The sequence below is a fragment of the Pseudoflavonifractor sp. MSJ-30 genome, assembly GCF_018918045.1.
Classification (GTDB): Bacteria; Bacillota; Clostridia; order Oscillospirales; family Oscillospiraceae; genus Faecousia.
Genome location: NZ_JAHLPU010000048.1, coordinates 1 through 15,643 on the forward strand (window position 1 = coordinate 1; position 15,643 = coordinate 15,643).

Sequence of the window (15,643 nt, forward strand, 5' to 3'; positions counted from 1 at the left end):
AGTGAAAGGAGATACAACTATGAAAAAACTGCCCGACTATTTGCCCCCGTATACCATTGTATCCGGTGCGCAGCCGCCTTTTTCCGTCAGATGGGAGGAACTCCAGGGATGGTTTCTTGTCCCAAGGCTTGGAGAAAAGCTCTCCTGGGGCATGTACGATATGCCCTCCCGGAAATGCGCCAATATTTACCATACTCAGGTGACCGGAAGGGCCAGGGTTCACGGCATTGAGGGCGTGGAGCTGACCGCGGCGGAGGATCCCCGCCTCGGCGGAAAGGACACCATTCAGCGTACCTTTGTCGCCCAGCTGACGGATACCCGCTGCCGCTATCTGGCGGCGCTTCGGACGGACGATGGCGTGCGCAATTACCTCACATTTCTGGACGGCGAGGAATTCATGCTGAACTGGGGTTACGGCGCTGACAACTGCGGCAGGGAGGTCAGCCTTTCCCCCAAGGGCCTAATCCAACGGGACGGGAACACCATTACATCAGAAAACGGGGAATTCCTTCTGGATATTGTTGGGAGATACACCGTCACCATCAACGGGAAAGCCTATGACACCGTATGCGTCATGGATATCGAAAGCCCCGGCTGCGCCGTTATCACGGAACAGTTTCTGGATCAAAACGGCAGGACCATTCTTTGGCGCCGGTACAACCGGGACGACTGGGCCCTTGACCGATACGGCAAACTCTGGAGTGCGCAGCTGCCGGCAAACGACCGGCTCACCGTCAACGGCATTACCTACGTGCATTGGTATGACTGCGTGACGGACTACATTCTCTAAGGAAACAGGCGCATGGTGTATTTTCACACCATGCGCCTGCTGTTTTTATCGATAAAACGTATTCCCGCCGATAAACTCCCGGACAATACTTGTGGGTGGGATCTCGTCGTCCACGTCCGCTTCCCGGATAAAGTCCAGAATCCTGACGATGTAGCGCACCTCGTCATACCAGCTGTCCTCCGGCTGAACGGCGGTAAGCAGAGGGTAAATATGCTTTTTCAGCACCGCCAGTTCATAGAGTGTGGAGCTGTTGAAGATCATGTCCGCATTCTCCTGGAAGGGGAATATCCAGCGCTTCTCTCCCTGCTGGACGGATTCCCACATGGAAAGAGTATGCTGCACAGAGGAACCCCGGGTCTCGTAATCCCGGACGATCCGGCGCAGAAGCCGCAGATAGCTGGTGGGAATCCGGTTGTGGTCGTCCAGATTCAGCGGCAGCAGCGGGCTGACATAGAGCCGGAAGATCCGGCGCATATCCACACTTTCCGGCAGCATAGCAGGGTTCAGGGCATGAAGGCCCTCGGCAATGATGACAGAATCCGCCGCCAACATCAGACGCTTGCCGGACCACTCCCGTTTGCCGGTTTTGAAATTGAAAGTGGGCAGCTCCACCTCTTTCCCCGCCAGCAATTCGGAAATATCCTTTCGGAAGAGGTCACAGTCCAGCGTGTTGATATGCTCCAGATCCAGCTTGCCGTCAGGCCCCGGGGCGATCTTGTCCCGGTCGATATAGTAGTCGTCCAGGCTCATAAGCACGGGCTTTTTGCCATAGACCCGCAGCTGTGTCGCCAGACGGTGGGCGGAAGTGGTCTTTCCCGAAGAGCTGGGGCCTGCCAGCAGGACCACCCTGGCCCCCCGGCTGCTAACCAGATCCGCCGCCTGGGCAAAGCGTTTTTCATGGAGGGCCTCATTGACCCGGATCAGCTCCCGGATGCGTCCGGAAACCGTCAGATCGTTCAGGTCTGCCGCGTTCTGGCATTCCATCAGGCGGCACCAGCGTTCTCCCTCGGAAAACACGCTGAAAAACTGGGGCATGGGACTGAGCTTCGCCAATCTGTCCGGGTCCAGATCATCCGGAAAGACGAAGAGAAAGCCTCCATCGGCGCTGAGTACGTCCCAAACCGTCAAAAAGCCCGTAGAGGGGGCCATTTCCCCGAAAAAGCTATCCGTGTAGTCTCCGTGGGTATATTCACTGCAATAGGGCAGGCTGCGCCAGGAGAGAAGCCGGGCCTTGTCCTGTCGCCCCATAGCGGCGTAGCGGGCAATGGCCTCCTCCCGGGACACCCGTCTGCGAAGCAGCGGAATATCCCGGGCAACCAGCTCCTGGATATGCTTTTTCAGTCGTTCCGCCGAAAAATTTTCCGCGCCCTCAACGGTCACATATACGCTGGAACCCAAGGTGCAGCCCACCACAGCCCGGGCCTTGGGCCAGAGCTGCTGAAATGCCAGGAACATCAAAAACTGGGCCGTGCGGATATAGACCTCCTTGCCGGCGGAATCGCCGTAGCGCAGGAGCTTAATATTTCCGCCGGAAGCGGCCATGGCCCGCCGCATGGAAGGCCGGTCTCCTTCCCCGTCCTTTTCCCGCAGAGGGATATAATTCAATGTAAAGACCTCGCCCGCAATCCGGGCCGCAAGAGGCCGCTGAGACAGCTTTGGCGCGTCAAGCCCCAGCTTCGCCACCAGTGCTTTCAGGGACTGCTCCGGTTCTGCCTGGATGGTCTTTCCGTCAATATTCAGCTGCATAGAATCACCTACCCGTTATTTTTGCCTGTATTCTACCATAATCCGGGTCAGTTTTCAACAAATTCACCATAATTTAACAAAGCCGTTCCGGGGTAATAGTGTCTGAGTATTTCCCGGAAATCCGCCCCATCCGCCGCCATGGCGTTGGCTCCGTACTGGCTCAGCCCCACGCGGTGGCCATAGCCCCGGGTATCAAAACGCAGGGCATCCCCCTCCGGCGTAACGGTAAAGGCCGTAGAGCGCAATCCCAATGCCTTTCGCAGATAGACGCCCAGAAAACGTTTGCCGCCCAGTTCAATCGTCTCCACCCCACCGCCGGACGTCAGCTGTACCGCGCCCGCCCAGGACGCGGCATTATCGCTCAATGTGATCTCCAGTGCCGTTTCCAGTTCCCTTTTGGAAACCAGACGGCTGTCCGTGTCATATTTCGCGGCCTCCTCCCCGGGACTTTCCACGCTGCGAAGATACGGATAGTCCGTGCCCCACACCGCAACGGCATCCTCCGTCCGGCCCCCTGAGCAGGAAAAGAAAGTCGCCTCGATCAGCGCCCCGTCGTAAGTCAGAACCAGTGCATCCGTCTCCCGCACCGCGTCGGCAGCTTTTTCCCGCTCCTCCGGCGTAAAGGAGGTAAATGCCGCGGCGTCACAAAAAGCCTGGCAGCAGGTGCTGTCCGTGCAGAGCTTTCCCCCATGTTTTCCCCCGGCCATGGCCTTGGCCGTATAGGTCCTGGCCGCCACCGCCTGGGCCTTCAAGGCTTCTTTCTCAAAAGATATGGGCATCTCCCCCAGGAGCACCCGCTGCAAATAAGCATCCAAAGCCAGTTCCGTTCCGTCTGTCAGGCAAACGCTTACGGCACTGTCCTTTGTGTAAAAAGAAGGCATCTCTGCCTCTTCCGCCAGATTTCCCACGCCGCCAATCAGCAATACAGGCAGCAGCAGCCCCATAAGGATGGACTGCCGCAGCTGGGACGATTGTTTTTCCATAACACCCGCGCCTCCCCGGTAAATCTGCCGTCATAATAGCACAAGGGAGACAAAAAGGCCGTCGGAAATTTTATTTGCAATTGATACCAGATTCTGCTACAATAGGGGCACTTGTGACCATACGGAGGGAATTATTATGCCTGAGACCAAAAAGAAAAAATGGGGCGACCGACCTGATGCGGTATGGCTGAAGGATCTGCCCAGCATGAACCGGATTATGCCCTGCATCATGCCCAACCGGGCGGATAATGAGGCCTATATCAGCGTAGATATTGACTATAAGCCACTGGAAACCTATCTCGCCAAAAAGAACGAGGGCTTGACCGAAGATAAATACACCTTCTTCCACGTTATTGCCTGCGCCATCGGCAAGGCCTTTGTGCTGCGCCCCAAAATGAACCGGTTTGTCTGCAACAAACGGGTATACCAGCGGAATGACATTACCGTTGCCTTTACCGTCAAGAAGAAATTCGACGACCGGGCCGAGGAAGCTCTGGCCCATTTCAAGATCGGTGAAAAAGAGACCATGGACTCCTTCCATGAGAAGATTATGAAGGTCATCCACGTCACCAAAAGTGATACGGAGAAAGACACCTCCACCGGTGCCATGGACATCGTGTCCAAACTGCCCCAGTGGACCATCAATCTTATTACGGGCTTCGTTCTCTGGCTGGACAAGCGCGGCTGGGCTCCCCAGAGCCTCATTGGCTCCGACCCCAACCACGCGGCAATCTTTCTGTCCAATCTGGGCTCTATCGGTCTGGAGGTAGGCTATCACCATCTGGTGAACTGGGGCACCAACTCCTGCTTCATCGTTCTGGGCAAGAAGCATATGAAGATGTTCCACTATGCCGACGGCACCGAGGAACTGAAAGAGGTTGTTCCCCTTGGTATCACTCTGGACGAGCGGATCGCCGACGGCTATTACTACTCCGGCACCGTAGCGCTGGTCAAGAAGCTCCTGGAAAATCCCGAGCTTCTGGATATGCCCGCGGATACCCCTGTAGAATATTCCATCAAACGCTAAGGAGTTGTTACTGAATGCTCATTCCTGTACTGCTGTTTGCCCTGGGGCTTGTCCTTCTCATTAAGGGCGGCGACTGGTTCGTTGACGGCGCTACCGGCATTGCCGAGCGGTTCCATGTGCCCGAGATCATCATTGGAGCTACCGTCGTCTCCATCGGCACCACTCTGCCGGAGGTCATGGTCTCCGCCACCTCTGCCCTGACGGGCCACGGCGAGATCGCCTACGGCAACGCCATCGGTTCCATCATCTGCAACACCGCTCTGATAGCCGCCATCACCGTGGCTGTCCGCCCCGGCCCTGTGGACACCAAGGCATTGAAAACTCCCGTGCTGTTTTTCTTCGGCTCTGCCGCGATCTACGTGGTCAACACCTATGTGACCGGCTACTTCGGCCGCCCTCTGGGTATTCTGCTGCTGGCCATCTTCGTTGTCTACCTGGTGGTTACTGTCCGGCAGGGTTTCAGGAACCCCGTTGAAGCCGCCGCGGAAGAAGAGGAAACGAAGGAAATTGAGGAAAAAGCCACTAAGAACTCCATGGGCAAGGACATTCTTTTGCTGGTGGTAGGCGCTGCTCTGGTAGCGGTGGGCGCTGATCTGCTGGTGGACAATGGCACGCTGATTGCTCAGGCTTTGGGTGTGCCCGAATCCGTCATTGCTTTGACCTTCGTAGCTCTGGGTACCAGTCTTCCCGAGCTGGTCACGGCCATCACCTCCCTGGCAAAGGGCCACGGTGCTCTGTCCCTGGGCAACGTCATCGGCGCCAATCTTTTTAACCTGGTTCTGGTCAGCGGTATGTCCATGACACTGGCTCCTTTCTATATTCCGGAGTCCAGCACTCTCTTTGGCGTCAACGCCTCTCTTGTATTGGATATTCCGTTGATGCTTTTCGTCATGGCGTTTCTGACCCTGCCCGCCTTGAAAACCAAGAAGCTTTCCCGGTATCAGGGCATTGTGCTGCTGATTCTCTACGCCGCCTTCTGCGGAATTCAGTTTACCATGTAACCTAAGGAAACTCTGAATAAATCGTCTGCGGCTGAGCGGCGGTTCTTTTGCTTCCAGTCTGCGGTTTGAAAAATGGGAAATACATACAGTATTCCCTCATTTTCCAAACCTTGCCTGGAAACAAAATCTTTCGCCGTCAGCTCTTGGCGATTTAATCAGAGCTTCCCTAACGCCAAAGCCGCCCGGTTGGGCGGCTTTTTTGATAGCAATCTGCATTGTTCACTTGTCCTCCGACAGCACCAGCCCGCCTCCGGCCAGAAAGGCACAGGTCATGCCGCAATACCGGGCAAATCCCGAACCCGGGACCATGCCGAGGAAGGTGTAGGCGCATTTCACAAGCCATGTATATTCCAAACACTCCACATACAACTGTAAAAAAGCAAGCAGGAGCGCCGCACAATAGCAAACGATCCAGGCAACACAGACCCCACGGATGATTTTTGCCCCGGCGAGGGGCTTGGGCTTCCAGATTCGCCGCAGCACATCCAGAAACAGCTGTCCCAGAGAAAAGTATACGCATGGTACAAGGATCAGCATCCTGTACCATTCCGGGATCTTGTTATAGTACAGCTCCGCATAGCGTCGGGAAAATGGCGTAAGCCAGAGGGAGATGCCGAGCAGTGCGGCAACGATACTCAGCCGAATCCAAAAGGACCAGCGATGACTGGTGACCTGCTGAGGTCCGTAAATAAGGTTCGTAACTTCCACATCCAACAGCTGGGATATTTTTACAAGGGTCTCCACATCCGGGCGGGACCGGCCCGTCTCATAGTTGGAGACTGTCTGTCTCGTTACAAACAGCAGCTCCGCCAGCTGCTCCTGGCTGCAGCCCTTCCGCTCCCGGGCCTGGCGGATGTTCTTTCCGATATCACGCATAGTTCTCCGCCTCCTTTGCACCCAAGATAGCACACAGGGGCCGAAATGTCACGCAAAGATTCTTTGCAGCAGGGTACCGCAGCACATTTTCCGTCTATTCTGTCTCTTCCGGCACAAACTCCCCGAAGCCGTCCGTATATTCTACATAGATGCTGCTATTCTCCGGCGAAGCGTAGATCTTCTGTCCAACCTCAACGAGGCTGCCGGAAAAGTCACGGGTCGGCGCATTGGCATCATCCACGCACTGAACGCTGCCAACCAGAGCAAAGCCCTCCGGCAGGGGTTCGTCAAAGCCGTTGGCAGAGTACAGGTAAAGCGTCCCGTCATACATGATCTGAGGCCGCTGGACGCTGCCTGTTGGGTAGCCTGTAGGTGTGCTGCTGCCGCCCGACACATAAATGGCCGTGGGGCCGTCCGCACCGCCGATAATTCCGATGGAGCCGCGCCAGCTTGTAAACCAACTCACCAGCATGACAACGCAGGCGACCCCCGCCAGAAACCACCAGGTTTTTGGATTCGCCAGATTCATGGTCCACCCCATGTTGTGGGGCTTTCGGACCACCCAATTGGTGTCCTCCGGGTTAGAATAGTTGTGGGTCCTTTGGCCTCTGTACCACAGCTGGACTTCTTCCGGTGTCCATTTGTGCTTTTCTCCCATGACAGCACCCTCCTTTTCTGCTTTGATTGTACCTTTCATGTGCCAAAACGTCAAGCATGCGAAGGTTAATTCTTTCTTAACGCTCTTGACAAATTGGTCTATGTGTTGTAGACTATCCATGAATCTACAAAGTATAGACCAAGGAGGAATGCATATGGACGATTTGAAACTCGGCACTGTGGAAGCGCGGTTTGCTGATATTATCTGGCAGCATGAGCCCCTTACTTCCAGAGAACTGGTGGAGCTGTGCGGTCGGGAACTGGACTGGAAAAAATCCACCACCTACACCGTTCTGAAACGGCTGTGTGAGAAAGGTATTTTCCAAAATGAAAACGGCACGGTCACATCCCGGATGACAAAGGCGGAGTATGCCTCGGCCCAGAGTGAGAAATTTGTCACGGACATCTTCGGCGGCTCTCTGCCCGCCTTCCTGGTAGCCTTTACCCGGCGGAAAAAGCTTTCTGAGGCCGACCTTGCCGAGATTCAGGAAATGATCCGACAGATGAGAAAGGAGTAAGAGATATGTACAGCGCTTTTGTAACGCTCCTGAATATGAGCGCCGCCTCCGCCATTCTGATTGGCGTTGTGATGCTTTTGCGGCTGATTTTCCGGAATTTTCCGAAAAGGTACCTTTGTATCCTCTGGCTTTTTGTGGCTCTGCGGTTATGCTGCCCGGTTACCTTTTCCAGTGGTCTTTCCGTATTCAATCATGTGGGTGCCTTTCACAATGGACAGCTCGAGTACATCCGCTACAACCAGAAATCCGAGAAACCCATGGCAGAGATCCCCTATTTTGCGGCTGCGCCCACGGAAGACGGCCCAACCGCAACGCTCCATACACCAAATGTCTATCTGCCCGCGGTGATGTGCATCTGGGCGGGAGGGGCCTGTGTCATGCTTCTGTACGCTGCGGTAAGCTATGCACGGGTACGCAGACGGACGAAGGAAAGCATCCCCTATGAAGGCAACATCTATTTCTGTGACCGTATTCCCTCCCCCTTCGTTCTGGGGCTGGCGCGGCCAAAAATCTATCTCCCTTCTGACATGGAGGAAGCACAGATGCAGCCTGTCATCGCCCACGAGCGCACCCATATCGCGCGGCTGGATCCCTGGCGGAAGCTCCTGGGCTTCCTGCTGCTGAGCATCCACTGGTTCAACCCTCTGGTCTGGGCTGCCTATGGGCTGTTCTGCCGGGATATGGAATTTGCCTGTGATGAGCAAGTTATCCGAAATATGGCCCCAGCTGGTAAACAGGCATATTCCAAAGCGCTTCTCGCCTGCTCTGTTCCCGGAAAGTTTATAACTGCCTGTCCCGTCGCTTTCGGAGAAGCCAGCGTCAAGCAGCGGATCAGGGGAATCCTGAACTACCGAAAGCCCACCTTCCGTGCCATTCTGGCAGCTGTCGTCATCTGTCTGACTGTTGCGGCCTGCTTCCTGACGAATCCTGTACGGGCAGGCGACTATATGAAGCTCAAGAGCTATCATAACACCCCCTTTGATCCTCCGCAGACTGCGGAAATTCAGCTGCACACCTCCACTTTCAACACCGCCGTGACCATTCACGCGGAGCTTTGGGAAAACGGGACCTGCACCCAGAGCATCCCGCTGGACATTCCCCAGGGCACAAAGAATGTCCGTCTGTCCCTGAATCGAGAGGCAAAGGACTACGCAACCACAGCCTATCAAATTCAGGTCGATACCGACTCTTCCGAAGAATCCCTGACCGCCTCCATTTTCCTGCCGGAAAACAGCTACCTGCTGAACAGCCTGGAATGGTCCGGAGCCAAAACCATCGATCTGACACCTGACAGGGATATTCTGCTCAGCGCCATGATCTTCGACCACGGCGAGGCCGGATTCTTCCTGTTTTCATTTGACAATGAGGATTACAGGGAAAACGGGTACAGATTACAGGAGGCATCGGAGTGCGCTGTGATCGTCTGGATGTCAGCGCAGAACTAACGCCGCGTGCCCGGTTTCTACACCTGCGGAACTTGCCTGCCGGTCACCTTGTTTCATAGGCGGCAACCGTATTCAACTTTAGGGGGCGATGCCCACATCGTCCCGAAGGTTGGTCGATAGATCGGTACGAGATATGTACCAATCTATTGTCTGGCCCTCGGGGCCATGAAGGCATCGCCCCCTACGATATTTCTGCTCTATTACAGCTCTTTTCGCAAAAGAATCTTCTCTTCCGTCCGGCGTTCTTCCTGAAATCCATGCTTCCGAAACAGCGATATGGCCGGGTTGTCGATGGCGATATCGTCATACAAAACAGAAACGCCCTTCTCCTTCGCCGCACCGCACAGCAGATCCAGCGCCTGAGCGCCGAAGCCCTTTCCTCTGTATTTGGCATAGACGATAACGTCCGCATGGAAAATATCTTCATCGGCGTCATAATGGTACGCAATTTCACCGATAAAGTCCCCGGCTTCATTTTTCAGATACCGGTAGTACCGCTGACCTTCCGGATTTCCGACCCAGCGGTCATACCAGCCCGCCCACCGTTCCTCCGGGAACGCAATGGTTCCGCCCCAGGCATGGTTGTAGGCCATGGTCGCCTCGTCGGCCAACATTTCCTGCCGGAACCAGAGGTCTTCATATTTAGGTTCATAAATGGTAAGCAATTCCATACTCCCCCTATAGCTTGTCTTCCTATAATCGTTTTTCCGTGCCAACTATATTTTCGGAATATACAAAAAGGTGCCGCTTTGGGGAACTATCTCATCTCTTTTGTGTCACCTTTTTATACCGTCCAAAAATATCCGACACTCCTTTGTGAGCTTAAGCTGTTCCTCATGCCCGTGTTTCTTCAAAATGTCAAACAAAGCCCCTTTGAATCCCGGTTCCAGCATTTCAAAAATGTCATCATACGCATTATTTCTACGTTTCTCATCATCATAATGATCCGCAATAATGTAGTCTGCCACGGCCAACATGAATTGATTATTTAGTGCTGATCTGGAAAATTCATTCTCTGACAGGCAAAGCTCAAAATACGCCTCCAGCTTCTCAGAGTACCGGAATCCGTCAGTGTGCATTTTCATATTCAGCAGACACCAGGGATAGCTTCCTCTGTAGCCGCCAATATGGTTTGGGAAAATTGATGTGTAGATTTCGTAGGCCTTTTGGTAACAGCCCGCTCTTTCGTAAATCATCCCCAGCATATCATAAGCGTGTACAGCATATCCCGGCTCACTTCCATACCTGGCGATTCCGAACTCAATCAGCTTTATGGATTCCTCCAGTCTCTCAACTGGAAGCCAATAAGCTGTAATATAGCAATGTTGAATTCTGCTCCAGTCATTTCCCGCTCTTTTAAGCAGTTTCTCATATTCCTGGAGCTTTTCATTCGTCACGCCGGTCTTGGTAAGTTCCTCTTCGAAACACTCAATTTTTGTTTTTGCCACTCCATACACACCCCGCTTTTCTCGCAAATTAAGTAACGGCCTATATGGTGTATTATATCATCAAGCAGGAGATTACGCAAGAAATTACTATGCGCTCCATTTTTTCATCTGTTAGCTTGGCTTAAAAATCCGGAAATCGGGTTTTTAAGAAAGTTGTGAAATTACGCGAAATCTGGTAAACATTACAGTTTATCGGCTAAAAAATGGTGGACTTGAAGGGATTCGAAACACTATGGAGCCATCGCCGTCCAGCCGGCGATGGGCAACGGTCCACCAGACCGTTGCATGGCATGGTTCGAATCCCCTTCCCAGGCAAAAATGAAGCACACCCTTTTGGGTGCGCTTCATTTTTGGTGGACTTGAAGGGATTCGAACCCTCGACCCCCACAATGCGAATGTGGTGCGCTCCCAGCTGCGCTACAAGCCCATATCTTCTTCAATTGACTGGGATATTATACATCCGTTTCCCGGAAATGTCAAGTGAGAAAATGCCTCCGGTACAGGCCGGAGGCATTTTTGTCAGTTTTTCAGACTTTGCAGCGGTGCCGGGATACGGCCGCCGCGGGCGATGAATGCCTCGCTGCTTTCACAATGGACGGGCATAACAGGAGCACTGCCAAGCAAGCCGCCCATTTCCACCCGGTCGCCGACGCCTTTCCCCAGAGCGGGGATAATGCGGACGGCGGTGGTCTTGGTGTTGACCATACCGATTGCCGCCTCATCGGCGATAATTGCGGAAATTGTTGCCGCACTGGTGTCCCCAGGGACGGCGATCATGTCCAGACCAACAGAACAGACGCAGGTCATGGCTTCCAGCTTATCCAGCACCAGGGTGCCACGCTCGGCGGCGGCGATCATGCCCTCGTCCTCAGATACGGGGATGAACGCGCCGGACAGTCCGCCCACATGATTGGAGGCCATAACGCCGCCCTTCTTCACAGCGTCGTTCAGCAAAGCCAAAGCGGCGGTTGTTCCGTGGGTGCCGCAGACTTCCAGCCCCATCTCCTCCAAGATTCTTGCCACGCTGTCGCCGATGGCGGGGGTGGGTGCCAGACTCAAATCCACAATGCCGAAGGGCACGCCCAGACGGCGGGAAGCCTCAACGCCTACCAACTGGCCCATACGGGTAATGCGGAAGGCGGTCTTCTTCACAGTCTCTGCCACCACATCAAAGGGCTGCCCTTTGACGCTCTGCAGGGCATGGTACACCACGCCGGGGCCGGAAACGCCCACATTGATGACGCACTCCGGCTCGCCCACACCATGGAACGCACCCGCCATAAAGGGATTGTCCTCCACAGCGTTGGCGAAGACCACCAGCTTGGCACAGCCCAGGCAGTCATTATCCCGGGTCAGCTCAGCGGTCTTTTTGACGACGCGGCCCATCTCGGCCACAGCGTCCATATTGATGCCTGCCTTGGTAGAGCCGACGTTGACACTGGCACAGACCATATCCGTAGCCGCCATAGCCTCGGGGATAGACCGGATCAGCTTCCAGTCGCTCTCCGTACAGCCCTTCTGCACCAGAGCGGAGAAACCGCCGATGAAATTGACGCCGCAGGTCTTGGCCGCCCTGTCCAGGGTCTTGGCGATCTCCACATAGCTGTCCGTCTGACAGGCAGCGGCAACCAATGAGATGGGGGTAACGGAGATGCGCTTATTGACAATGGGGATGCCGAATTCCGCTTCGATCTCCTGACCAACCCGAACCAGATCTTTGGCGCAGCGGGTGATTTTGTTATAAATTTTCTCGCAGCAGATGGACAGATCCGGGTCTGCGCAGTCCAGCAGGCTGATGCCCATGGTAATGGTCCGGATGTCCAGATGCTGATTGTCGATCATGTCCAGTGTGGACAGAATATCTTTTTGATCCAGCATGGCGAACCCTCAGATACGGTGCATGGACTGGAAAATGTCTTCCCGCTGAACCCGGATGGACAGACCCATACGCACGCCCAGCTCGTCCATTCTCTGGACCAGTTCTGCCAGCGGGACATTGCAGGCAGAAACTTCCGTGGCCATCATCATGGTGAAATAGCCCTGCATGACAGTCTGGCTGATGTCCAGCACGTTCACATTAAACTCGGCCAGCTTGGCGCAGACGGCGGCAATGATGCCCACCCGGTCCTGGCCAACAACGGTAACGATTGCTTTCATATTCTCTCTCCTTATACCTCGTAGTCAGCGGGCATTCTGGCATCGACCCAGGGGAAGAAATGGGACTTTGCCTCCACGTGCAAGGGGTGATTGGCATAGATATTCAGGGATTCCCGGGAATCAAACTCGGAATAAAGTACAAAATCCGGGCCACAGAAGCAGGGCCTGACCTCCATCTTCAGAAGGCCGGGAATCTGCCCTACCAGAGGCAGCAGGGCATCCTGAGCCGCAGCGATCACAGCGGGCTTATCTGCCTCTTCCTTCAATGTGAACAGAATAATATGTTTTACCATGACAAGTTTCCTTTCTATACTAAGAATACCGGGGCAGACAGGCTACCCCGGTATTGCGTTCAGGAAAGATTACTCGGCGTCCTCGCCGTCCTCCAGCAGAGCGCGGATGGACAGAGAAATACGCTTGTTCTCAGCGTCAACATCAGTGATCTTGACCTTGACCTCCTGACCCTCGGACAGAACATCCTCAGGCTTGCCGATACGGCGGTCAGCAATCTGGGAGATATGGATCAGACCGTCAACACCGGGCAGGATCTCCGCAAAAGCGCCGAAGGTCATCAGCTTCACAACTTTGGCATCCACCACATCACCAACGGCATAGTTGGTCATGAACTGGTTCCAGGGGTTCATCTCAGCGGTCTTGTAGCCCAGAGAGATTTTGTGCTTCTCGGGGTCAAAGGAGATGACATAAACATCGATCTCGTCGCCAACCTTCACAACGTCAGCGGGAGTCTTGATGCGGTTCCAGCTCAGCTCGGAAACATGAACCATGCCGTCCACGCCGCCGATGTCCACAAAGGCGCCATAGGAAGTCAGGGACTTCACAACGCCGTGGTACTTCTTGCCGACTTCGATCTCACTCCAGATCTTCTCCTGAGCAGCCTTGCGGTTCTCAGCGTTGACGGCACGGATGGAGCCGATAGCGCGGCGGCGGGCACGGTTGACCTCGGTAATCTTCAGCTGAACGGGCTTGCCAACCATAGCAGCCATATCGCCGCCCTTGGCAACGCCGGACTGAGAAGCGGGGATGAACACACGGATGCCCTTCACATTGGCAACCAGACCGCCCTTGTTCTCTTCGGTGATGACGGCGTCGATGGTGGTCTTATTCTCCACATAGTCGGCCATCTCGTCCCAAACCTTCAGGCCGTCCAGCTTCTTCTTGGACAGCTGCACGGTGCCCTCCTGATCGTTGACGCGAACGACGAAAACTTCGATCTGATCGCCAACCTTCAGAATGTCCTCGGGCTTTACGGAAGGATCGGTGCTGACTTCATCATAAGGAATGTAACCGGCATGCTTGGTGCCCAGATCTACCTGGACTTCGGTATTGCCGATTCCGGTAACGGTGCCGATAACCTTATCTCCTGTATTTAAAGTCTTGATGGACTGCTCGAGAAGTTCAGCGAAGTTCTCCTCCTGTACAGCCTCAACATTGGTAATTTCGCTCATAGTCTTGTTGACCTCCTTTATAATCCACGCCGGTGTAGACGCACCAGCCGTGATTCCAACATCAGTGATACCGGCGAAAAACGCGGGCTCCAGTTCGCTGGCATCGTCAACAAGAGCTACACGGTCGCAGTATTCCCGGCAAATCATGGCAAGGCGGCCGGTATTGGAGCTTTTTGCGTCCCCAACCACAACCATCGCCTGGCACTGACGGCTCAAGCTAGCCGCCTCGGTCTGCCTATCCTCAGTCGCTTTACATATTGTATCAAAAATTTTCAAGTTAGTAAACTGTTTTTTTGCAAATTCTCTGCATAATTTCCACAAATTTTCAGTAGAAGTTGTCTGGCAAACCATGCAAATTGGCAAGTCCGCAGCAATTTTGTCATCAATGGCCCATTTTTTTAGTGATTCTGCACTATCAAAAATCTTACAGCTCCCGCACCAGCCGGCGATTCCCTCCACCTCCGGGTGGGTGGGCGTGCCAATAATGACAGGAAGCCGTCCCTCCTGCTCTGCCTGGCTGACAAGCGTATGGATCCGCTTTACAAATGGGCAGGTGGCATCCACGATCTCCGCCCCCCGCGCTTCCAGGCGGCGGTACACATCCCGGCCCACACCGTGGGAGCGGATGATGACCGTATCGCCGGGGTTTGTCTGCTCCGGTGTGTCGATCACACCGACTCCTGCCTGGTGAAACGCCTCCACCACATGTCGATTGTGGATAATGGGCCCTAATGTCACCGTGCGTTTGCCCGCAGCGGCGGAGGACTGAACCAGCTCTACCGCCCGATTGACGCCGAAGCAGAATCCGGCGCTTTTCGCTACCCGCACACTCATTTGGCAAGCTTCTCCTCGATGATCTTCCGGATGGCGGCAACGGACTCCTCAAAGGTCATGTCCGAGGTATCCACCTTGACGGAATCCCGGCACATCTTCAGCGGGGCGATCTCCCGATGGGTATCCTGGTAATCCCGCTGCTGCACCTCCTTGAGCACCTGCTCGTACTTCGCCTTCTGGCCCTTTTCCAGCAGCTCCTTGTAGCGCCGCCGGGCCCGGACCTCCGGGCTGGCCGTCAGGAAAATCTTCACAGTTGCCTTGGGAAGCACCACGGAGCCGATGTCCCGGCCGTCCATGACCACATCGTACTGCTCCGCCATTTCCCGCTGCATATCCAGCAGTACATCCCGGACAACAGCATGGGCGGAAATCAGGCTGGCCTTCTGGCCAATCTCCTGGGTTCGGATATCCGCCGTCACATCCATGCCGTTCATGATCATGTGCTGTACACCCTCATCATCGTATTCGATGCCAATGGTCAGCTCGTCAATGTACCGGTTCACACCGTCCACATCCTTGGGACTTACACCCCACAGGTCCATAAAATAGGCCACGGTGCGGTAAATGGCGCCGGTGTCCACATAGCGATAGCCCAGTTCCCCGGCCAGCCGGCGGGCAATGGTGCTCTTCCCCGCACCGGCGGGGCCGTCAATGGCTACTGAAATCTTCTTTCCCATTCTATCCTCATTTCTCGG

General features: G+C 54.7%; 16 protein-coding genes and 1 tRNA gene. 5 read left to right on the top strand and 12 right to left on the bottom strand.

The window, feature by feature from the left end; all coding sequences use genetic code 11:
• The first annotated feature begins 19 nt into the window (after positions 1-19).
• On the top strand, positions 20-790 hold the full coding sequence (locus KQI10_RS06915) for a hypothetical protein (RefSeq protein WP_216566677.1): 771 nt from the start codon (positions 20-22) through the stop codon (positions 788-790).
• Positions 791-835: 45 nt separating this feature from the next.
• Here the strand turns inward: KQI10_RS06915 and KQI10_RS06920 are convergent, their stop codons facing one another.
• Both KQI10_RS06920 and spoIID read right to left on the bottom strand, forming a co-directional pair.
• A complete protein-coding gene (locus tag KQI10_RS06920) occupies positions 836-2,536 on the bottom strand; it encodes a nucleoside kinase (protein ID WP_216566678.1) in 1,701 nt (566 codons plus the stop codon).
• A 47-nt stretch (positions 2,537-2,583) separates the two neighbouring features.
• Positions 2,584-3,519, bottom strand: coding sequence for a stage II sporulation protein D (gene spoIID / locus KQI10_RS06925; RefSeq protein ID WP_216566679.1), 936 nt, complete (start codon positions 3,517-3,519; stop codon positions 2,584-2,586).
• A 136-nt stretch (positions 3,520-3,655) separates the two neighbouring features.
• Here spoIID and KQI10_RS06930 point away from each other — a divergent pair, with 136 nt between their 5' ends.
• Together KQI10_RS06930 and KQI10_RS06935 are read left to right on the top strand one after the other, a co-directional pair.
• Positions 3,656-4,546 (top strand): 2-oxo acid dehydrogenase subunit E2, encoded by an 891-nt coding sequence (locus KQI10_RS06930; RefSeq protein ID WP_216566680.1) that lies wholly within the window; start codon positions 3,656-3,658, stop codon positions 4,544-4,546.
• Between the two features lie 14 nt (positions 4,547-4,560).
• Entirely contained in the window at positions 4,561-5,547 is a 987-nt protein-coding gene (locus KQI10_RS06935; protein WP_216566681.1) for a calcium/sodium antiporter, read from the top strand.
• A gap of 219 nt (positions 5,548-5,766) precedes the next feature.
• Here KQI10_RS06935 and KQI10_RS06940 read toward each other — a convergent pair whose 3' ends face one another.
• Together KQI10_RS06940 and KQI10_RS06945 are read right to left on the bottom strand one after the other, a co-directional pair.
• A complete protein-coding gene (locus tag KQI10_RS06940; protein ID WP_216566682.1) occupies positions 5,767-6,423 on the bottom strand; it encodes a helix-turn-helix domain-containing protein in 657 nt (218 codons plus the stop codon).
• 94 nt (positions 6,424-6,517) lie between these two features.
• Positions 6,518-7,081: a DUF5808 domain-containing protein gene (locus KQI10_RS06945; protein ID WP_216566683.1), complete on the bottom strand. Its 564-nt coding sequence runs from the start codon at positions 7,079-7,081 to the stop codon at positions 6,518-6,520.
• A 154-nt stretch (positions 7,082-7,235) separates the two neighbouring features.
• Here KQI10_RS06945 and KQI10_RS06950 point away from each other — a divergent pair, with 154 nt between their 5' ends.
• A complete protein-coding gene (locus KQI10_RS06950) occupies positions 7,236-7,598 on the top strand; it encodes a BlaI/MecI/CopY family transcriptional regulator (protein ID WP_216566684.1) in 363 nt (120 codons plus the stop codon).
• Between the two features lie 5 nt (positions 7,599-7,603).
• Positions 7,604-9,043, top strand: a complete 1,440-nt coding sequence (locus KQI10_RS06955; RefSeq protein WP_216566685.1) for a M56 family metallopeptidase — start codon at positions 7,604-7,606, stop codon at positions 9,041-9,043.
• 200 nt (positions 9,044-9,243) lie between these two features.
• On the opposite strand, the gene KQI10_RS06960 is transcribed toward KQI10_RS06955, so the two are convergent.
• From KQI10_RS06960 to cmk, 8 genes are all read right to left on the bottom strand, one after another.
• Positions 9,244-9,714, bottom strand: a complete 471-nt coding sequence (locus KQI10_RS06960; protein ID WP_216566686.1) for a GNAT family N-acetyltransferase — start codon at positions 9,712-9,714, stop codon at positions 9,244-9,246.
• A 105-nt stretch (positions 9,715-9,819) separates the two neighbouring features.
• On the bottom strand, positions 9,820-10,491 hold the full coding sequence (locus KQI10_RS06965) for a hypothetical protein (RefSeq protein WP_216566687.1): 672 nt from the start codon (positions 10,489-10,491) through the stop codon (positions 9,820-9,822).
• Positions 10,492-10,842: 351 nt separating this feature from the next.
• Positions 10,843-10,918 (bottom strand) — tRNA-Ala (locus tag KQI10_RS06970).
• A gap of 92 nt (positions 10,919-11,010) precedes the next feature.
• Positions 11,011-12,369 carry a PFL family protein gene (locus KQI10_RS06975; RefSeq protein WP_216566688.1) on the bottom strand — a complete coding sequence of 453 codons (1,359 nt, stop codon included), beginning with the start codon at positions 12,367-12,369 and terminating at the stop codon, positions 11,011-11,013.
• Positions 12,370-12,378: 9 nt separating this feature from the next.
• Positions 12,379-12,648: an ACT domain-containing protein gene (locus tag KQI10_RS06980; protein ID WP_216566689.1), complete on the bottom strand. Its 270-nt coding sequence runs from the start codon at positions 12,646-12,648 to the stop codon at positions 12,379-12,381.
• 11 nt (positions 12,649-12,659) lie between these two features.
• Positions 12,660-12,941, bottom strand: coding sequence for a Dabb family protein (locus tag KQI10_RS06985; RefSeq protein ID WP_216566690.1), 282 nt, complete (start codon positions 12,939-12,941; stop codon positions 12,660-12,662).
• A gap of 69 nt (positions 12,942-13,010) precedes the next feature.
• Entirely contained in the window at positions 13,011-14,948 is a 1,938-nt protein-coding gene (locus KQI10_RS06990; protein WP_216566691.1) for a bifunctional 4-hydroxy-3-methylbut-2-enyl diphosphate reductase/30S ribosomal protein S1, read from the bottom strand.
• Positions 14,945-15,625 (bottom strand): (d)CMP kinase, encoded by a 681-nt coding sequence (gene cmk / locus KQI10_RS06995; protein WP_216566692.1) that lies wholly within the window; start codon positions 15,623-15,625, stop codon positions 14,945-14,947. Before cmk ends, KQI10_RS06990 begins: the two co-directional genes overlap by 4 nt.
• Positions 15,626-15,643 lie beyond the last annotated feature (18 nt).